General features: G+C 67.6%; 19 protein-coding genes and 1 pseudogene. 13 read left to right on the top strand and 7 right to left on the bottom strand.

Features of this window, described 5'->3' with window-relative positions; genetic code table 11:
- Positions 1-116 precede the first annotated feature (116 nt).
- The 4 genes from J0J01_RS02705 (at position 117) to J0J01_RS02690 (ending at position 4,735) form a co-directional block, all read left to right on the top strand.
- A complete protein-coding gene (locus J0J01_RS02705) occupies positions 117-1,352 on the top strand; it encodes an acyl-CoA dehydrogenase family protein (protein ID WP_296378633.1) in 1,236 nt (411 codons plus the stop codon).
- Between the two features lie 148 nt (positions 1,353-1,500).
- Positions 1,501-3,189: a hydantoinase B/oxoprolinase family protein gene (locus J0J01_RS02700; protein WP_296378793.1), complete on the top strand. Its 1,689-nt coding sequence runs from the start codon at positions 1,501-1,503 to the stop codon at positions 3,187-3,189.
- Positions 3,186-3,719: a hypothetical protein gene (locus J0J01_RS02695; protein ID WP_296378632.1), complete on the top strand. Its 534-nt coding sequence runs from the start codon at positions 3,186-3,188 to the stop codon at positions 3,717-3,719. Before J0J01_RS02700 ends, J0J01_RS02695 begins: the two co-directional genes overlap by 4 nt.
- Positions 3,719-4,735: an asparaginase gene (locus J0J01_RS02690; protein ID WP_296378631.1), complete on the top strand. Its 1,017-nt coding sequence runs from the start codon at positions 3,719-3,721 to the stop codon at positions 4,733-4,735. The genes J0J01_RS02695 and J0J01_RS02690 overlap by 1 nt, the downstream gene beginning before the upstream one ends.
- A 149-nt stretch (positions 4,736-4,884) precedes the next feature.
- On the opposite strand, the gene J0J01_RS02685 is transcribed toward J0J01_RS02690, so the two are convergent.
- The gene (locus tag J0J01_RS02685; RefSeq protein WP_296378630.1) at positions 4,885-5,256 is read right to left on the bottom strand and encodes a DUF983 domain-containing protein; all 372 of its coding nucleotides are present in this window, start codon (positions 5,254-5,256) and stop codon (positions 4,885-4,887) included.
- 71 nt (positions 5,257-5,327) lie between these two features.
- Between J0J01_RS02685 and J0J01_RS02680 the strand changes: the two genes are divergently transcribed.
- From J0J01_RS02680 to cydB, 3 genes are read left to right on the top strand one after another with little or no spacing between them, the layout of a single operon-like run.
- The gene (locus tag J0J01_RS02680) at positions 5,328-6,704 is read left to right on the top strand and encodes a PLP-dependent aminotransferase family protein (RefSeq protein WP_296378629.1); all 1,377 of its coding nucleotides are present in this window, start codon (positions 5,328-5,330) and stop codon (positions 6,702-6,704) included.
- A 14-nt stretch (positions 6,705-6,718) separates the two neighbouring features.
- A complete protein-coding gene (locus J0J01_RS02675; protein ID WP_296378628.1) occupies positions 6,719-8,122 on the top strand; it encodes a cytochrome ubiquinol oxidase subunit I in 1,404 nt (467 codons plus the stop codon).
- 3 nt (positions 8,123-8,125) lie between these two features.
- Positions 8,126-9,127, top strand: a complete 1,002-nt coding sequence (gene cydB, locus J0J01_RS02670; RefSeq protein WP_296378627.1) for a cytochrome d ubiquinol oxidase subunit II — start codon at positions 8,126-8,128, stop codon at positions 9,125-9,127.
- Positions 9,128-9,238: 111 nt separating this feature from the next.
- Here cydB and J0J01_RS02665 read toward each other — a convergent pair whose 3' ends face one another.
- Complete coding sequence (locus J0J01_RS02665; RefSeq protein WP_296378626.1) at positions 9,239-9,601, bottom strand: hypothetical protein; 363 nt, start codon at positions 9,599-9,601, stop codon at positions 9,239-9,241.
- Positions 9,602-9,645: 44 nt separating this feature from the next.
- Here J0J01_RS02665 and J0J01_RS02660 point away from each other — a divergent pair, with 44 nt between their 5' ends.
- From J0J01_RS02660 to J0J01_RS02650, 3 genes are read left to right on the top strand one after another with little or no spacing between them, the layout of a single operon-like run.
- The gene (locus tag J0J01_RS02660; protein ID WP_296378625.1) at positions 9,646-10,440 is read left to right on the top strand and encodes an alpha/beta fold hydrolase; all 795 of its coding nucleotides are present in this window, start codon (positions 9,646-9,648) and stop codon (positions 10,438-10,440) included.
- On the top strand, positions 10,441-11,616 hold the full coding sequence (locus tag J0J01_RS02655; RefSeq protein ID WP_296378624.1) for a M20 aminoacylase family protein: 1,176 nt from the start codon (positions 10,441-10,443) through the stop codon (positions 11,614-11,616).
- Complete coding sequence (locus J0J01_RS02650) at positions 11,606-12,205, top strand: DsbA family protein (protein ID WP_296378623.1); 600 nt, start codon at positions 11,606-11,608, stop codon at positions 12,203-12,205. The genes J0J01_RS02655 and J0J01_RS02650 overlap by 11 nt, the downstream gene beginning before the upstream one ends.
- Here the strand turns inward: J0J01_RS02650 and J0J01_RS02645 are convergent.
- Together J0J01_RS02645 and J0J01_RS02640 are read right to left on the bottom strand one after the other, a co-directional pair.
- On the bottom strand, positions 12,202-12,582 hold the full coding sequence (locus J0J01_RS02645; RefSeq protein ID WP_296378621.1) for an HPF/RaiA family ribosome-associated protein: 381 nt from the start codon (positions 12,580-12,582) through the stop codon (positions 12,202-12,204). The two genes, J0J01_RS02650 and J0J01_RS02645, sit on opposite strands and share 4 nt — an antisense overlap.
- 63 nt (positions 12,583-12,645) lie before the next feature.
- Complete coding sequence (locus J0J01_RS02640; protein ID WP_296378618.1) at positions 12,646-12,897, bottom strand: DUF6356 family protein; 252 nt, start codon at positions 12,895-12,897, stop codon at positions 12,646-12,648.
- Positions 12,898-12,989: 92 nt separating this feature from the next.
- On the opposite strand from J0J01_RS02640, the gene J0J01_RS02635 reads away from it, so the two are divergent.
- Positions 12,990-13,469, top strand: coding sequence for an Lrp/AsnC family transcriptional regulator (locus J0J01_RS02635; RefSeq protein ID WP_296378617.1), 480 nt, complete (start codon positions 12,990-12,992; stop codon positions 13,467-13,469).
- A gap of 53 nt (positions 13,470-13,522) precedes the next feature.
- A complete protein-coding gene (locus tag J0J01_RS02630; RefSeq protein ID WP_296378615.1) occupies positions 13,523-14,509 on the top strand; it encodes a hydroxyacid dehydrogenase in 987 nt (328 codons plus the stop codon).
- 36 nt (positions 14,510-14,545) lie between these two features.
- On the opposite strand, the pseudogene J0J01_RS02625 reads toward J0J01_RS02630, so the two are convergent.
- A pseudogene (locus J0J01_RS02625) lies at positions 14,546-14,719 on the bottom strand (Rdx family protein); the annotation flags it as partial.
- Positions 14,720-14,811: 92 nt separating this feature from the next.
- Here J0J01_RS02625 and J0J01_RS02620 point away from each other — a divergent pair.
- Positions 14,812-15,792, top strand: coding sequence for an aldo/keto reductase (locus J0J01_RS02620; RefSeq protein ID WP_296378612.1), 981 nt, complete (start codon positions 14,812-14,814; stop codon positions 15,790-15,792).
- Here J0J01_RS02620 and J0J01_RS02615 read toward each other — a convergent pair.
- Together J0J01_RS02615 and J0J01_RS02610 are read right to left on the bottom strand one after the other, a co-directional pair.
- Complete coding sequence (locus J0J01_RS02615; RefSeq protein WP_296378611.1) at positions 15,789-16,187, bottom strand: response regulator; 399 nt, start codon at positions 16,185-16,187, stop codon at positions 15,789-15,791. The genes J0J01_RS02620 and J0J01_RS02615 overlap by 4 nt on opposite strands.
- Positions 16,188-16,246: 59 nt before the next feature.
- Complete coding sequence (locus tag J0J01_RS02610) at positions 16,247-17,437, bottom strand: MFS transporter (protein ID WP_296378610.1); 1,191 nt, start codon at positions 17,435-17,437, stop codon at positions 16,247-16,249.
- Positions 17,438-17,441 lie beyond the last annotated feature (4 nt).

Below are 17,441 nucleotides of genomic sequence, written 5' to 3'. Positions count from 1 at the left end.
TTCCCGCCGACTATAGCGCGAAAACGGTCTCGTATCGCGGTTCACCGGCGCGTTGATATGTGGTCCGCCATGGCTCGCGCTGCAAGAATAATGCCCATTCGTTCGCCGGAGAGCAGATGTCTGCGATTGCATGGGAGTTGCCGGAGGAAATCCGCGCGGTGCGTGACGGGCTGACCGACTTCGCGCGCAAGGAAGTATTGCCCCGTCATGACAGGCACCATGACCTGTTCGAGAATCCGCGCCGGCTCTATCGCGAGGACGGGCGATTCTCCGACGAACTGAAGGGTCTTATCAGCGAGGTGCGGCGGGCCTCGGCCAAGGCCGGTTACTACAACATGTGCGTGCCCGAATCGCTGGGCGGTGGCGGATTGGCGCATCTTGCCTACTACGTCGGCTGGGAGGCGTTGTTTCATCTCTGCGGCCCGCAGAACTGGCTGATGCTGTACGTGATCAGCCATTGGGCGTTCGGACCGAGCCGGCTGCTCGAGAAGGTAACGCCTGAGGCGCGGGAAAAGATTCTCGCGCCCATGATGGCGGGCGAGGCCTCGATGTGCTTCGGCCTCAGCGAGCCCGGCGCCGGCTCCGATGCGGCGGCACTCGCGACCAAGGCGGTGCCCGACGGCAATGCCTGGCGTCTGACGGGGCGCAAGATCTGGACGTCGAACTCGCCGGTCGCCGACTATTGCATCGTCTTCGCCATCACCGATCCGGAGCGCGCGGCTCAGCGCAAGGGCGGCATCTCGGCCTTCCTGGTGCCGACGTCGTCACCCGGCTTCGAGGTCCAGCGCATCATCAAGCTGTTCGGCCATATCGGCGGCGACGAGGCGGAGCTGCGGCTGGAGGACGTGCGGGTCGAGCCGTGGCAGCTCGTCGGCGAATTGCACCAGGGCTTCGCGGCGGCGCTGTACGGCGTGTCGCTGGGGCGCATCTACAATTCGGCGCGCGCCGTCGGCTACGGCCGCTGGGCGCTCGAGAAGGCGCTCGACTACGCCCAGCAGCGCAAGGCCTTCGGCAAGGCGATCGCCGAATACCAGGGCGTCACTTTCCCGCTGGCCGAAAGCGCGATGGAGCTGCACGGCGCCCACCTGATGGGCCTCAACGTCGCCACCCTGCTCGACCAGGGTTCCCCGGCGGTGAAGGAGCTCGCCATGGCCAAGGCCTATTCGGTGCAGGTCGGCTACAAGGCCGTCGACCGGGCGATGCAGACCCACGGCGCCATGGGCTTCACCAACGAGCTCGGCCTGCATCATGCCTGGCACAGCCTTCGCATCGTCAATGTCGCGGACGGCACCAACGAGATCCTCAACCGCTCGATCGTGCAGCGCCTGCTGAAAGGCGATGTCGAACTGTGATAAAGCTTTCTTCCCCATTCATATGGGGAAGTGCCCGCGTCTTACGCGGGCGATGGGGTCATGACCCCTCCGGCGCGTATGACGCGCCACCTCCCCATATGAATGGGGAGGGATTTGAGGAGATAGGCATTAGGCCATGTCGGACATCATGTCGAACCTCGATCCCGTCACCCTGACGGTCATCCAGAACGGCCTGATCCAGGTCTGCAACGAGATGGACCTCGCCTTCGTGCGCTCGGCCTTCTCGCCGGTGATCTCCGAGGGCATGGACCGCTCCGACGGCATCTACGATGCGATCGACGGCTCGCTGATCGCCCAGGGCGAGCTCGGCCTGCCGGTGTTCGTCGGCACCATGCAGTTCTCGACCCGCGCGGTGATCGACCGGGTGAAGAGCCACTACGGCAACACGGTCGATGCCGGCGACGTGTTCATCGTCAACGATCCCTATCTCGGCGGCACGCATCTGATGGACGTGCGCTTCGTGAAGCCGTTCTTCTACAAGGGCGAGCTGTTCGCCTGGCTCGCCAACACCGGCCACTGGCCCGACATCGGCGGCATGGTGCCGGGCGGCTTCTCCGCCAGCGCCACGGAAGTGGAGCAGGAGGGTCTACGGCTGCCGCCCGTAAAACTCTGGAAGAAGGGCGTCATGGACCAGGAGATCCTGGCCATCCTGATGAGCAACATGCGCATCGCCGACCAGCGCATCGGCGACATCAAGGCCCAGGGTGCCGCGCTCACGACCGGCGAGCAGCGTCTTACGGCACTGATCGACCGTTACGGCGCGGGCATCGTGAAGCAGGCGATCGCCGAGATGCGTCATCGCGCCGAGCGCCAGATGCGCGCCAAGATCGCGGCGATCCCCGACGGCGTCTACGAGGGCACCAGCCAGGTCGACAGCGACGGCGTGGTCGACGAACCGCTGACGATCAGGATGAAGATCACCAAGAAGGGCGAGGATCTCACCTTCGACATGACCGGCTCGAGCCCGCCCTGCCGCGGGCCGATGAACAGCGTCATCGCCACCACCAAGTCGGCGATCTACCTCGCGATCAAGCACATCTTCCCCGAGGTGCCGATCAATGCCGGCACCTTCGAGCCTCTGAAGGTGATCGAGCCCGAGGGCACGTTCCTCTATGCCAAATATCCGCGCCCGGTGTCGGGCTGTGCCGCCGAGGTCAGCCAGCGCATCGCCGAGGCGGTGTTCGCCGCGCTCACCGAGGCGATCCCCGACCTGCTGTTCGCGGCACCCGCCGGCACCTCGGGCAATCTCGGCGTCGGCGGCTACGATCCCGAGCGCAAGCGCAGCTACATCATGTATCTGTTCACCGGCGGCGGCTACGGCGGCTTCCAGGGCGGCGACGGTCTCAGCAACGGCTGCTCGACCATCGGCATCTCCAAGATGCCGCCGGTCGAGGTGCTGGAGCAGTTCTATCCGATCCTGTTCGAGGAGTTCTCGCTGCGTGAGGGCTCGGGCGGCGCCGGCGAGTATCGCGGCGGCTTCGGCATCAACTACGCGATCAAGCTGCGCCGCGGCGAGGCGCGGGTGTCGATGGTGATGGACCACGGCCGCACCGGTCCGCAGGGCGTGCTGGGCGGCGCGGCGGGCGGCGTCAACACGGTGCAGGTGACGCAGGGCGACAAGACCTACCGGCCGCCGCATCTCAGCAAGGACCAGGACATCGAGATCGGCGTCGGCGACGTGGTGCGCGTCCAGACGCCCGGCGGCGGCGGCTTCGGCGACCCTGCGAAGCGCAAGCCCGAGGCGATCGCCCGCGACATCGCTCGCGGCTACTACGGCGAAGCCGAGGCCAAAGCGAAGTTCGGCGCACGGTCATGATCGGCTCGCGTCGTTTTTTCATGGTCGCGACGGCGCTCGTGGTGCCGTCGCTGGCCGTCGCTCAGGGCAAGCTTCAGATTCCCGACAAGTGGTACGGCGTGCGCGTCGAAGGCAACGCCTTCACCGTCGAGATGCCCGGCATTCCGGACCACAAGATCCTGAACGACGTCTCGGCGCGCGGCACGGCATTCGCGCTGCATTCCTACAGCCTCGAGGCCGGCGGCAACTCCTTCGTCGCGCAGACCGCGCTGTTTCCCGCCGATGTCGAATACCGCGAGCCGCGGCGTGTGCTGCAGTCGGCGCTCGACAATCGCGCAAAGCAGCTCAACGGCGGCAAGTGGACCAGGACCGACTGGCGCGAGATCGGCGGCGCCGCCGCGGTCGAGTCGACCGGCACGCTGACCAGCGGCAGCGGCTTGCGCCAGCTCGTGGTGGTGAAGGAGAAGCGCTTCGTGTCGCTCGCTTTCATGGGCCCGAATACCGGCGGCCCCGACGCCAATCGTTTCTTCAAGTCGCTGAAGCTCAACTGATGACCAAGCCACGCATTCACGTTCTCGCCCTGGGCGGGACCATCGCCACGCGTCCCGATGCCAGCGGCGCCATGCAGATGGGCCTCGGTGCCGACGACTTGGTCGCCGCCGTGCCGCTGCTCGAGGGCGTGGCCAAGATCGAGGCCGAGACGGTGTCGCGGGTCGGCAGCCATTCGCTCGGCATCGACCTGATCCACACGCTCGCCGCCAAGATCCGCGGCCTCGAGACCGACGGCGTGGTGGTGACGCAGGGCACCGACACCCTGGAGGAGACGAGCTTCCTGCTCGACCTGCTGCTCGACCTGGACATTCCCGTGGTGGTTACCGCGGCGATGCGCAATCCGTCGCTCACCTCGCCCGACGGGCCGGGCAACCTGCTCGCGGCCGTGCGCGTCGCGGCCGATCCGTGGGTCTACAAGAACGCCAAAGCGCTGGGCGTGCTCGCGGTGATGCTCGACGAGGTCTATGCCGCGGCCGACGTGGCCAAGGTCCATCCGACACGCATCAACGGCTTCGCGGCGACCCAGGCCGGCCCATTGGCCGCGCTGGTCGAGGACCGGGTCGTGCCGATGACAATGCCGGTGCGCGACGCCGTGGTCGCCGCCCGTCGCAAGCTCGGGACCGCGGGCGGCAAGCCGGCGCCGGTGGCGCTGTTCTGGACGTCGCTCGATGACGCGCTGCCGCTGGTCCTGCTGATGCTCGCGGCGTCCGACCGGGTCGGCTATCGCGGCGCGGTGATCGCCGCGATGGGCGGCGGCCATGTACCGGAGCGGGCGGTCGACAATGTGGTGCGGCTCGCCAAGGCGATGCCGACGGTCATCTCCCCGCGCACCGGCGGCGGGCCGATGCTGCGCAAGACCTACGCCGGCCCGAGCTCGGAGATCGCCTTGCGCGAGGCCGGCCTGATCTGGGGCGGCCGGCTGCATCCCCTCAAGGGGCGGGTGCTGCTGGAGACCTGCTTGCGCGCCGGCCTCGACAGGAAGGCGATCGCCGAGCTGTTCGACACCTTCGGTTAGAAAACAAGTTGCAGTCTGGCGTCCGGAGCGTCCGCCGGCGTCCGGCCGAGGGGGGTGGGGCCGGATTCCCGGATTCTCGACAAAACCCTTATGGAATCGGCATCGGAGGCGTCCGGGCCCGTCGCGGATTCTGGCTGGACGGCCCTGGATCAGGAGCGGGCGAGCTTCGCGGCGGCGAAGCCGTGCATGCCGGTCTGCCACTGCAGCGCGACGACCGCGCCCTTGATCGGCTGCAGCAGGCCCAACGCCATCGCCAGGATCAGCGGTCCCCACAGCGCGGCGTGGAGCCAATAGGACGGGCTGTAGGCGATCTCGACCCACATGACGAGCGGCACCACGACGTGGCCGACCAGTACGATCACCAGATAGGCCGGAAAGTCGTCGGCACGGTGATGACGGAAGACCTCGCCGCAGCACTCGCAATGGTCGGCGACCTTGACGAAGGCGCGGAACAGATGGCCCTCGCCGCAGGCCGGGCAGCGGCCGAGAAATCCGCGCTTCAGGGCAAGACCGAGCGTCATGGGGGCCTCCTGTGTCGGCTTGTATATCCTGACAATGGGCCATACAATCAAGGACAAGAGACGTATATTGTATGGATTGGCACCCTACACTCGGTGACCGCCCGGGCGCGGTCTACGAAAGCATCGTCGAGGCACTTGCCGCCGACGTCGCTTCCGGCCGGCTGCGGCGCGGCGAGCGGCTGCCGACCCATCGCGCGCTCGCCTCGGCGCTGGGCGTCGACCTCACCACCGTCACCCGCGCCTACAACGAGGCGCGGCGCCGCGGCCTCACCGAGGCGCGGGTCGGGCAGGGGACGTTCGTCGCCGAGAGTGCCGCCCGCGCGCCGCGCGCCGCGGCGGCCGGGCTCTCGATCGACCTGTCGATGAACCTGCCGCCCGAGCCGCTCGAGGCCGATCTCGACGGCCGCCTCTTGCGCGGGCTCGAGGGCTTGCGGCGCGACTATGGGCTGACGGATTTCCTGAGCTACCAGCAGCCGGGTGGCAGCGAGACCGATCGCGGCATCGCCGCCGGCTGGCTGCGCCGCCGCGTGCGCACCGCGGCGGCCGAGCGACTGCTGATCTTCCCCGGTACGCAGCCGGCGCTGGTCTGCCTGCTGCTGGCGCTCACCAGGCCGGGCGACACGGTGCTGACCGACCGGCTCACCTATCCCGGCTTCAAGTCGGCGGCCGGCGCGGCCGGCGTGAAGCTGGTCGGCGTCGCGGCCGATCGCGGCGGCATGATCCCGGCGGCGCTCGAGGAGGCGGCCAGGCGGCACAAGGCCAGGGCCGTCTATCTCGTGCCGACCATCCACAATCCGACGACCGTGACGCTGAGCGCCGAGCGGCGCGAGCAGCTCGCGGCGGCGATCGCCCGGCGTGGGCTGATGCTGTTCGAGGACGACCCCTACGGCGCGCTCGATCCCAAGCAAGCGCCGATCGCGACGCTCATTCCGGAGCGCGCCTGGCATGTCGCGACGCTTTCGAAGTGCATCGCGCCCGGCCTGCGCGTGTCGTTCATGGTGACGCCGGGCCGCGCCGAGGCGGCGGTGATGGCCAATGCGCTGCGCACCGTGGCGCAGATGCCGGCGCCGCTGATGGTGGCGCTGGTGCTGCGCTGGCTCGGCGACGGCAGCGCCGACGAGATCATCGCCGCGATCGCCAACGAGGCCGCGGCGCGCCAGAAGCTCGCGGCCAAGGCGCTGGCCGGCCATGACTACGCCGCCCATCCGCGCGGCCACCATGTCTGGCTCCGCCTGCCGCCGGCCTGGACCCGCCTGGAGTTCGCCGCTCATGTGCAGCGACAGGGGCTTGCGGTCGTCACCAGCGACAGCTTCAGTGTCGACGATGCGCCGGAGCACGCGATCCGGATCGCGCTCGGCGCCGCACGCAGCCGAGCCGAGCTGGCCGGCGCGCTCGACGTCCTAAGTGTCGCATTGAAGTCGCCAGTCGGAGCCTCACGTATCGTCTGAGACGGAGAGAACCCATGTTCGAGGCCTTCGACGCAACGCTGCTCGCGCGATTGCAATTCGCCTTCACCGTCTCCTTCCACTTCATCTTTCCGTCGCTGACGATCGGGCTGGCGAGCTATCTCGCGGTGCTCGAGGGGCTGTGGCTGTGGACCGGCCGCGCCGTCTATCTCGACCTCTTCAAATACTGGCTGAAGATCTTCGCCCTGGTGTTCGGCATGGGCGTGGTGTCGGGCATCGTCATGTCCTACCAGTTCGGCACCAACTGGGCGGCCTTCTCCGACAAGGCCGGCCCGGTGGTCGGGCCGCTGATGGCCTACGAGGTGCTGACCGCCTTCTTCCTCGAGGCCGGCTTCCTGGGCGTCATGCTGTTCGGCATGAACCGCGTCGGCAAAGGGTTGCACTTCGCCGCGACGGCGGCCGTCGCGGTCGGCACGTTCATCTCGGCCTTCTGGATCCTGGCGGCCAACAGCTGGATGCAGACGCCGACCGGTCACGCCATCGCCGCCAACGGCCAGTTCGTGCCGGTCGACTGGCTGGCGGTGATCTTCAACCCGTCGTTCCCGTACCGGCTGGTGCACACGGTGCTGGCGGCGTACCTCACGACCGCGCTGGTGGTGGGCGGTGTCGGCGCCTGGCATCTCCTCGCCGGGCACAGGACCGAGGGCGCGCGGGTGATGTTCTCGATGGCGATGGGCATGATCGCGGCCACCGCGCCGGTCCAGATCCTGGCCGGCGACCAGCATGGCCTGAACACGCTCGAGCACCAGCCGGCCAAGGTCATGGCGATGGAGGGGCATTTCCGGAGCCATCCCGACGGCGCGCCGCTGGTGCTGTTCGGCTGGCCCAACATGAGCGACGCCAGGGTCGACTACGAGATCTCGGTGCCGAAGCTCTCCTCGCTGATCCTCAAGCACTCCTTCGACGCGCCGCTCGAGGGCCTCGAAACCTTGCCGCGCAGCGACTGGCCGCCGGTGCCGATCGTCTTCTGGTCGTTCCGGATCATGGTCGGGCTCGGCACGTTGATGCTGCTGCTCGGGCTGTGGAGCCTCTATGCGCGCATCCGCGGCAGGCTCTACGACTCGCCGTGGCTGCACCGGCTGGCGCTGGTCATGGGCCCATCGGGCTTCGTCGCGGTGATCGCGGGCTGGGTGACGACCGAAGTGGGGCGCCAGCCCTACACGGTCTACGGCCTGCTGCGCACCGCCGAGTCGGTGTCGCCCTTGCAGGCGCCGGCGGTGGCGTCGTCGCTGCTCGCCTTCATCGCCGTCTACTTCATCGTGTTCGGCGCCGGCATCACCTACGTGCTGCGCCTGATGGCGGCACCACCGCAGGCCGCCGAGCCGGGGCCGCGGCGCGAGCCGCAGCGTGCGGCCGGCATCACGCCGGCGCCCGCGGTCGCCAGCGGCGAGCGGAGGTGAGCCATGATCCCCATCGACCTCCCGACCATCTGGGCCTTCATCATCGCCTTCGCGATCTTCGCCTATGTCGTGATGGACGGCTTCGACCTCGGCATCGGCATCCTGTTTCCCGCCTTCGACGATCGCGACCGCAACCGGGCGATGAACTCGATCGCGCCGGTGTGGGACGGCAACGAGACCTGGCTGGTGCTGGGCGGCGGCGGGCTGATGGCGGCGTTCCCGGTGGCCTACGGCGTGATCTTCTCGGCGCTCTACACGCCGATCGTCGCCATGCTGCTGGCGCTGATCTTCCGCGGCGTCGCCTTCGAGTTCCGCTGGCGCGATCCCAACCACCGCAAGTACTGGGATGCGGCCTTCATCCTCGGCTCGACCGTCGCGGCGCTGGCGCAAGGCATCACGCTGGGCGGCCTGCTGCAGGGCATCGCGGTGAACGGCCGCGCCTATGGCGGCGGCTGGTGGGACTGGCTGTCGCCGTTCAGCGTCGCGGTCGGTATCGCGCTGGTCTGCGGCTATGCGCTGCTCGGCGCCACCTGGCTGATCATGAAGAGCGAGGGCTCGCTGCTCGAGCGCTGCTATCCGCTGGCGCTGCGCTTCGGCATCGCCACCATCGTCGCCATGGCTGTCGTCAGCGCCTGGACGCCGTTCCTCGCGCACGAATACTACAGCCGCTGGTTCGAATGGCCTCAGGTGCTGTTCGCCGCACAGGTGCCGCTGCTGGTGGCCATCGCCTCGGTCGCCTTCTTTTTCGCGCTGCGCCACAAGCGCAGCTACTGGCCGTTCCTGATCGCGCTGGCGCTGTTCGCGCTGGGCCTGATCGGGCTCGGCATCAGCCTCTATCCCTACGTCGTGCCGCGCTCGATCACGATCTGGGACGCCGCGGCGCCGAGCCAGAGCCTGGGCTTCATGCTGGTCGGTGCGGCGATCATGGTGCCGATCATCCTGGCCTACACCGGCTATGCCTACTGGGTGTTCCGCGGCAAGACCGGCGAGGAGGGCTATCACTGATGCCGTCGCCGCGTCAGTGGCTGTGGTTCTGGGGCCTGTGGGTCGGCGGCATCGCCGTGACCGCGACGGTCGGCTACGCGATCAGGCTGTGGCTCAGGTAGTGCGCCCGGCTCATGTAATTCGCCTGGTAGGCCGGCAGTTGAAAGCGAGCGGCCTCTGGTTGCCGCGCTCGCGCAAGGTGACGAGCTCGTCGCGGCCGGTCCATTCGACCGTGGCATCGGCATAGCGGAAACCGCCGCCGTCGAGCCCCTGGTACTCGGCCCGCCAGGTCTTGTCGCCGAAGGTCACCGAGGCGCGGTTCTTGGCGTAGACCACGGCCACTTCCTTGCGGCCCTCGCAGATATAGGCGATGCCCTGCGGCACCAGGTCGTCGGGCGACGGGCGCGGGATCGGCGTCCAGTCGACCGCCGGTTGACGCTGCCCGCAGGCGCCGAGCGCGATCAGGCCGATCGCGGCAATCGACAAGCGGCGCATCCTGCGGTTTCCTCTCCCCTCCACCAACTCAGACCTTAGCACAGATGCCTCTTCTCAAACTGCGTGACGGCGCCGACCTCTACTACGAGACGCATGGCCATGGCCCGCCTTTGCTGCTGGTCCCCGGGCTGGGCGGCGACGGACGATGGTGGGGCGAGAATGTGGCGAAACTCGCCCGCCAATTCACGGTTGTCGTGCACGATCACCGCGGCACCGGCCGTAGCACGCTCTCGCGCATCCCGTACAGCGTCGCGCAGATGGCCGACGACGCGCTGCAGCTGATCGAGGCGCTGGGCTTCGACACGGTCCACTGGTGCGGCCATTCTACCGGCGGCGCGATGGGCCAGGTGCTGGCGATCGAGCATCCCGAGCGGATCGACCGGCTGGTGCTGAGCGCCACCTGGGCCAAGACCGACGCCTTCTTCCGCCGCCTGTTCGAGGTGCGTGCCCAGGCCCTGCGCGAGCTGGGGCCGGCCGCCTATCAAAGAGGCAGCGCGCTGGCGCTGAACTCGCCCTTCTGGATCCGCGACCACGACGCCGATCTTGCCGCCCTGGAGGCCAAGGCCCACGAGACCATCCCGGTGCCCGAGATCGTGCTGTCGCGCATCGCGGCCATCGTCGCGCACGACCAGCGCGACCGACTGCAAAAGGTGAAGGCGCCGACGCTGGCGATCGTCGCCCGCGACGACATGGTGACGCCGCTCTATTTCACCGAGGAGCTGGTGCGTTTGATCCCGAACGCGCGAGCCTATGTTCTGCCCGACGGCGGCCACTTCTATCCGCACGTGCATGGCGACGAGTTTCGGCGTGTAATGACCTCCTTCCTGCTGGAGTCCTGAATGAACATCGAGCCCAAGATCGCCGCCGCCGCGGCCGAGCTGACCGCGATCCGCCGCGACATCCATGCCCATCCCGAGCTGGGCTTCGAGGAGGAGCGGACCAGCCGCATCGTCGCCGAGAAACTGAAGGAATGGGGCTGCGAGGTCGCGACCGGCATCGGCAAGACCGGCGTGGTCGGCACCATCCGGGTCGGCAACAATCCGCGGGCGATCGGGCTGCGCGCCGACATGGACGCGCTGCCGATGGACGAGCACAACACCTTCGACCATCGCAGCCAGCACAAGGGCCGCATGCATGCCTGCGGCCATGACGGCCACACCACCATGCTGCTGGGCGCCGCCAGGTACCTGTCGACGACGCGCAACTTCGACGGCACCGTGCACTTCATCTTCCAGCCGGCCGAGGAAGGCCGCGGCGGCGCCGAGGCGATGGTCAAGGACGGGCTGTTCGACAAGTTCCCGTGCGAGCAGATCTTCGGCATGCACAATCGGCCCAAGCTCGATGTCGGCAAGTTCGCCATCCGCTCGGGCCCGCAGATGGCGGGCGGCGGCCTGTTCGATATCCACATCACCGGCAAGGGCGCGCATGGTGCCAGGCCGGAGAGCGGCATCGATCCGGTGATCATCGCCACCCAGATCATCTCGGCGCTGCAGAGCGTGGTGTCGCGCAACGTCGCGGCGCTCGATTCGGCGGTGATCTCGGTGACCCAGATGCATGCCGGCGACGCCTACAACGTGATCCCGCAGGAGGCGGTGCTGCGCGGCACCATCCGCGCCTTCCGCAAGGAGACGATGGCGCTGGTCAAGGAGCGCATCGAGACCATCTCGACCGGCATTGCCCAGACGCTGGGCGGCACCGCCAAGCCCGACGTGCGCGTGGTCTTCCCGCCGCTGGTCAACGACAGGGATGCGGTGAAGTTCATCGCCGACGTCGCCGAGACCATCGTCGGCAAGGACAACATGAACCGCGAAGGCCCGTACGTGATGGCCTCGGAGGACTTCTCCTACATGCTGGAGAAGGTGCCGGGCGCCTTCATCAACATCGGCAACGGCGGCGGTGAAGGCGGCTGCGAGGTGCACAACCCGGGCTACGACTTCAACGACGAGATCATCACGCTCGGCGCCACCCTGTGGTCGCGCGTGGTCGAGACCAAGCTGGCGAAGGATGCCCGCTGAGATCCTGCTCTGGAGCGATTACGTAAGTCCCTACGCCTTCGTCGCGAAGGCGTGGGCTTACGCGCTCGAACGGGACTACGACGTCGCGCTCACGTGGCGGCCCTACACGCTCGACGTCGCCGGCTACATGGGCAGCGTCGACGGGCGCGATCCGCATCACTGGCGGCGGGTGCGCTACTCCTACATGGACGCCCGCCGCTACGCCAACAAGCAGGGCCTGATCCTCAAGGGGCCGCTGAAGATCTACTACGCGCGGCCGGCCAATGCCGGGATGCTGTATGCGCAGCGGCACGGCGTCTTCCGTGCCTACAACGATGCCGCCTTCGACCGCTTCTGGCGACGCGAGTTCGACCCGGAGGACGTCGCGGCGGTCGAGGCGCTGCTGATCGGATCAGGCGCGCCGTCGGGGTTCCCGGACTTCCTGGTCGGCGAGGGCGGGGCCGAGCACGACCGCCTGCGCAACGAGGCCGAGGCCTTGGGCGTTTTCGGAGTGCCGACGTTCGTCTTCGACAACGAGCTGTTCTGGGGCGGCGATCGCATCGGCCTCCTGCGCGAGCGCCTCGACGGGCAGGGAGTGCTGCGCCGCTAGATCTCGGGCTCGTCGAGGGTCCGCTCGACCCGCTTGTGCAGGGTCTTGGTCTCGCCGCGCATCTTCTTGGCGCGATCCTGGATCTGCCGCTTGGCCCGCCGGAACGCGTCGTTGACGGCGAATTGCGGCATCGTCAGGCGGTCGTCGTGGTCGGATTGCTGGTCGACCACGATGTCGTAGTTGCCAGGCATCGCGAGACGGACGTGCACGGCATAGAAGCCGGTGCGGTGATGGTTGTCCGGCACCTGCACGGTGACCTGGCACGACGTCAGCCGGCCGTAGACGCGCTCGAGCGCCTCGACCTCCTGATTGATCATCTGGGTGAGGGCCTCGCTGGGTTCGCTGCCCTGGAAGCCGATCTTGACTGGCGTCTGCATTGTCCCACCCTCCATTCCGACCACTGTCACAGAACGCGAGGGACGCGGCGCAAGTTGCGGGAATTAGTCTCCCGCGGCCACGGCCCCGGAGGAGGCCGGCGATGCCGGCCGCACCCCGCGGTGGCTGACCATGCGGTGGTGCAGGCTTCGGATGGTATCACTGCCGCGCGTCATGCACAGCCACGGGAACAGGCCGTGGACCAGGCAGGCCAGCCCACCCAGCAGCATGCGGCCGCCGAAGCCGAAGGCCATCGCCATGTGCTGGAAGTAGGTCTCGTTGACCGACGAGGGGTGGTCGGTGAAGCGGTGCAACATGATGGCAAAGTGTAGCGGGGCGGCGGAGAATCGGGTTGCTACCTTTGGCCCAATCGCGGCAGATTTGAGAAATCCATTCCAAGGATATGCCGATGGCCGCGAAATTATCGCTAGATTCCTTCGACCGGAAGATTCTGGATTGCCTGCAGGACGCCGCCGACATGCCCTTGGCGGAGATCGCCCGCCGGGTCGGGCTGTCGACCACGCCGTGCTGGCGGCGCATCAACCGGCTGCAGGAGCAGGGAGTCATCCGGGCCAAGGTGGCGCTGCTCGACCGCAAGGCGCTGAACGCCGGCGTCACCGTATTCGTGGCGGTGCGCACCGCCCAGCACAATGCGCAATGGCTCGGCCGCTTCGCCAAGGCGGTGGCCTCGTTCCCCGAGGTGATGGACTGCTATCGCATGAGCGGCGAGATCGACTACCTGATCCGGCTGGCGTTGCCCGACATCGACGCCTACGACGCCTTCTACAAGCGGCTGATCGCCAGGGTCGAGCTCTCCGACGTCACCTCGATGTTCGCCATGGAGGAGATCAAGTCCACCACGCGGCTCCCGCTCAGCTACCTGCCCTAGCGATCCGAGGCGACGGGCTCTAGGATCGGCCGCCAGTCTTTGCAGAGGAAACGATGAGCACGGGCAAGAACCGCAAGAAGATCCTGATTGTCGGCTGGATGCCGCCGGCGGGTATGGAGGTCCTGAAGAAGCGTGACGACGTCGATTACGAGGTCCTGCCGCTCGCCGAGGTCGCCGGCTCCTATCACAAGAAGCTGGCTGACGCGAACGCCGTCACCCTGGGCGGCACGCCCTATCGCCAGGCCGAGCTCGACGTCTCGCCGGTGATGGAGGTGGTGGCCCGCCTCGGCGTCGGCTTCGACGCGGTCGAGGTGCCGGCGCTCAGCAAGCGCAAGATCCCGCTGATGACCACCGGCATCGCCAACTCGGTCTCGGTGGCCGAGCATGCGATGTACATGCTGCTCGCCTCGGCGCGCCTCACCAGGAAGATGGACCGCTTCGTGCGCGAGAACGCCTGGCACGAGCGTCTGTCGGACCCGCTCGTCGATCTCGCCGGCAAGTCGATCCTGGTGGTCGGCATGGGCCGCATCGGCTCGCGCACCGTGAAGCGCTGCGTCGCCTTCGAGATGGACACCTACGTGCTCGATCCCAACATCCCGGCGGCAGACATCGCGAAGGCCGGTGCCAAGAAGGTGACCGACCTCAGGGCGATCCTGCCCAAGGTCGACTTCGTGTCGATCCACTGCCCGCGTTCGCCCGAGACGATCAACATGTTCGACGCTGGGGCGCTGGCCTGCATGAAGCCCGACGCGTTCCTGGTGAACACGGCGCGCGGCGGCATCGTCAACGAGGACGCGCTCTATGCCGCGCTGACCAGCGGCAAGCTGCGCGGTGCCGGCCTCGACGTGCTCGACCGCGAGCCGCCCGATCCGAGCAACAAGCTGTTCGGCCTGGAGAACGTGATCTTCAGCCCGCACATGGCTGGCGTCACCAAGGAGTCGAACGACCGCATGGCGATCGCCGTCATGGAGAACATCCTGTCGGTGTTCGACGGCAAGCCGATCGTCGAGCGCTGCGTGAACAGGGAAATCTACGGCTGAGAATCGAGTTTCTCCCCTCAGGGGAGAAACGCGTGATCAGCCCGGCAGCAGATCCTCGACCTCGGCATCGGTCGGAAAGCGACCGGTCTTGGTACGCGTGTAGCGGAGCGCGCCGTCGACGGTGATGTCGAACTGGCCTGACTTGCCGGGGCGCAGCTCGATGTCGGTCGCGCCCTGCTTCTGGAGACTATCCCTCACCCGGAGGGCCTGCGGCTTGTAGCCTCAAGCGCCGCAATATTCGATCAGCACTTTCATGCCCCAAAAGTGGGCGCTAAAGGTGCTGCCAACAAGGGGGAACTTCGATGAAGTACGGACCGCTCGGCCGCTCGGGCCTGATCGTCAGCCGCATCTGCCTCGGCGGCAACTCGTGGGGCGCCAAGGGCCGCCGCGGCTGGGGCAAGTTCGACGAGGCCGAGGCGCCGGCCTACTTCAAGCGCGCGCTCGATGTCGGCATCACCTTCTTCGACACCGCCGATGTCTACAACAGCGGCCGATCGGAGGAGATCGTCGGCTCCACGCTGATGAAGATGGCGCGGCGCGACGACATCATCATCTCGACCAAGGCCGGCGCCCGCTTCAGCCCGGGCCACAACGATCAGGGCACCGGCCGCAAGCACCTGATGTCGGCGGTCGACGAGCAGCTCAAGCGCCTGCAGACCGACTACATCGACGTCTACCAGGTCCATCGCCTCGATCCCTACACGCCGGTCGAGGAGACCATGTACACGCTCGACCAGATCGTGAGGTCGGGCAAGGTCCGCTACATCGGCGGCTCTACCATGCCGGCGTACAAGTTCGCGCAGATGATCATGATCGCCGACCACAGGGGCTATGCGCGGCCGATTGCCATGCAGAACCTGTACAATCTCATCCAGCGCGAGGAAGAGCGCGAGATGAACCGGCTGTGCGAGGAGCAGGGCGTCGGCCTGATCCCTTATTCGCCGCTGGCCCGCGGCTTTCTCGCCGGCAATCGCAACAAAGAAGGCGGCGGCGCGACCGAGCGGGCCAAGAACGACACCGTCGTGGCGGCCGGCACCTATCGCAACAGCGATTGGGAAGTGGTCGATCGGCTAAAGAAGATCGCGCTCGGCAAGAACTGCACGCCGGCGCAGGCGGCGCTCGCCTGGATGCTCAGCAAGCCCTACATGGCCGCGCCGATCATCGGGGCGACCGACCTCGACCAGTTGAGCTCGGCCGCCAAGGCGACGGAGTTCACGATCACGGCCGACGAGGCGAAGAGCCTCGAGGAGCCCTACCAGTTCCGGGTGTCGCCGGCGGCTTAGGCCGGCGTCTGCAGCAGCCGCATCACCGCCTGGCGCAGCGGGCCGGGCGGCATCGGCTTGTTGACGAATACCTTGATACCGGCCTGATCGAGCGTCTTGCGGTCGATGTCGACGTTGTTGGCCGACATCAGGATGATGTGCAGCGAGGGGATCTCGGCGTGCAACTCGGCGGCGAGCGCGAGGCCTGTCGTGTCGGGCAGCTGGTAGTCGAGGATCGCCACCCGCGGCGGCGCGAAGGCGGCGAAGCTCAGCGCCGCCGAAGCATTGTGCGCCTTGCGCACGCGCAGCCCGCTGCGGGTCAGCAACTGGGTGATGGCTTCTGACAAAGCGAAATCATCGTCCACGACGAGCACGTCGCAGGCTTCGAGAGGTTGTTCGGTCGGCCGGTCGTTCATGTCTGTGTTGGATACGCCCCAAGCGCGGCGCTTCGTCAACTGAACAAGTGTAAAGAACGTTACACTCGGCGGTTGCGCAGGGAAACTGCGAAATAGAGAGCGAGCGCCGGCAGGACCAGCGCGGCCACCCAGAAGATCGGTACCGCACCCCAGCGGTCGACCACCGGCGCGGCCAACGGCACGCCGATCGCCTGGCCGACGAACAGGCAGAGGGCGAACAGCGCCAGCGCCGAGCCGCGCGCCTCGGGCGCCATCTGCGTCCCGTGCGTCTGTAAGGTGTTATGAAGCATGTAGAAGGTGATGCCGCACAGCACGATCGCGGCGAAGGCCACCGCGATATGCGGCGCCAGCGCGAGCAGCGCGAAGGAGGCGCCCAATCCGAGGCCGCCCCACAGCACCAGGCCGCGCTCGCCCAGCAGGCGCACCAGGATCGGCGCCACCGTCACATAGAGGAAGCCGCCGCCGCCGAACGCCGCCACCGCCAGCCCGACCGCCGCGAAGCCGAGCCCGAAGCGCTGGTGCAGGTCCGCACCGACGAAGGTAAAGGCGCCCCAGAAGACGCCACCCTCCAGCGCCACGACCAGGATGACTGTCAGCGCCCAGGGCCGCTTCAGCACGCCCAGCATCTGGCCGACCATCGAGCCCGGCGTGCGCGGGCCGGTCCGCACGATGTCGGGACGGGCGGCGATCACGGCGAACAACGCCACGCCGGCGGTGACGTAGATCGCCGCCAGCACCCAGAACACAGCCCGCCAGCCCAGCCAGTCGCCCAGCGCGCCGCCCATCGCGGCACCGGTCATCAGGCCGAGCGTCTGGCCGGTGAGGAAGCGCGCCAGCGTCGCCTGGCGCCGGTCATAGGAGACATTGTCGCCCAGCCAGGCGATGGCGAGCGGAATGATCGCCGAGCTGGTGACGCCGGTCAGGAACCGTGCCGCCGCCAGCATGGGCAGCGAGACGGCGACGGCACTCAGCGCGCAGCACGCCGCGGCGGCGAGGCAGGCGATGGCGACCACCGGCATCTTGCCGTAGCGGTCGCCGAACGGTCCGTGCACCAGCACGAATACGCCGTTGGCGAACAGGAACAGGGTGGCGGCGATAGAGGCCACGCCGACCGTGACGCCGAATTCCACGCTGAGCTGGATCAGCAGCGGATCGATGACGCGCATGTTGGCGGCCGAGGCGAAGGCCGCCATGGACAACAGGACGATCGCCACGGCGGGCGCGGAACGCGAGGCTTCGGGACGCGACACAGGT

The organism is Reyranella sp., from assembly GCF_017305915.1.
Classification (GTDB): Bacteria; Pseudomonadota; Alphaproteobacteria; order Reyranellales; family Reyranellaceae; genus Reyranella.
Note: the sequence above shows the minus strand (reverse complement) of the source record. Positions and strands in the feature narration are given on the sequence as shown.

What these genes read in the sequence shown, in the direction of transcription:
- J0J01_RS02705 (WP_296378633.1), top strand. Translation starts at nt 117, where the DNA reads ATGTCTGCGATTGCATGGGAGTTGCCGGAGGAAATCCGCGCGGTGCGT.
- J0J01_RS02700 (WP_296378793.1), top strand. Translation starts at nt 1,501, where the DNA reads ATGTCGAACCTCGATCCCGTCACCCTGACGGTCATCCAGAACGGCCTG.
- J0J01_RS02695 (WP_296378632.1), top strand. Translation starts at nt 3,186, where the DNA reads ATGATCGGCTCGCGTCGTTTTTTCATGGTCGCGACGGCGCTCGTGGTG.
- J0J01_RS02690 (WP_296378631.1), top strand. Translation starts at nt 3,719, where the DNA reads ATGACCAAGCCACGCATTCACGTTCTCGCCCTGGGCGGGACCATCGCC.
- J0J01_RS02685 (WP_296378630.1), bottom strand. Translation starts at nt 5,256, where the DNA reads ATGACGCTCGGTCTTGCCCTGAAGCGCGGATTTCTCGGCCGCTGCCCG.
- J0J01_RS02680 (WP_296378629.1), top strand. Translation starts at nt 5,328, where the DNA reads ATGGATTGGCACCCTACACTCGGTGACCGCCCGGGCGCGGTCTACGAA.
- J0J01_RS02675 (WP_296378628.1), top strand. Translation starts at nt 6,719, where the DNA reads ATGTTCGAGGCCTTCGACGCAACGCTGCTCGCGCGATTGCAATTCGCC.
- cydB (WP_296378627.1), top strand. Translation starts at nt 8,126, where the DNA reads ATGATCCCCATCGACCTCCCGACCATCTGGGCCTTCATCATCGCCTTC.
- J0J01_RS02665 (WP_296378626.1), bottom strand. Translation starts at nt 9,601, where the DNA reads ATGCGCCGCTTGTCGATTGCCGCGATCGGCCTGATCGCGCTCGGCGCC.
- J0J01_RS02660 (WP_296378625.1), top strand. Translation starts at nt 9,646, where the DNA reads ATGCCTCTTCTCAAACTGCGTGACGGCGCCGACCTCTACTACGAGACG.
- J0J01_RS02655 (WP_296378624.1), top strand. Translation starts at nt 10,441, where the DNA reads ATGAACATCGAGCCCAAGATCGCCGCCGCCGCGGCCGAGCTGACCGCG.
- J0J01_RS02650 (WP_296378623.1), top strand. Translation starts at nt 11,606, where the DNA reads ATGCCCGCTGAGATCCTGCTCTGGAGCGATTACGTAAGTCCCTACGCC.
- J0J01_RS02645 (WP_296378621.1), bottom strand. Translation starts at nt 12,582, where the DNA reads ATGCAGACGCCAGTCAAGATCGGCTTCCAGGGCAGCGAACCCAGCGAG.
- J0J01_RS02640 (WP_296378618.1), bottom strand. Translation starts at nt 12,897, where the DNA reads ATGTTGCACCGCTTCACCGACCACCCCTCGTCGGTCAACGAGACCTAC.
- J0J01_RS02635 (WP_296378617.1), top strand. Translation starts at nt 12,990, where the DNA reads ATGGCCGCGAAATTATCGCTAGATTCCTTCGACCGGAAGATTCTGGAT.
- J0J01_RS02630 (WP_296378615.1), top strand. Translation starts at nt 13,523, where the DNA reads ATGAGCACGGGCAAGAACCGCAAGAAGATCCTGATTGTCGGCTGGATG.
- J0J01_RS02620 (WP_296378612.1), top strand. Translation starts at nt 14,812, where the DNA reads ATGAAGTACGGACCGCTCGGCCGCTCGGGCCTGATCGTCAGCCGCATC.
- J0J01_RS02615 (WP_296378611.1), bottom strand. Translation starts at nt 16,187, where the DNA reads ATGAACGACCGGCCGACCGAACAACCTCTCGAAGCCTGCGACGTGCTC.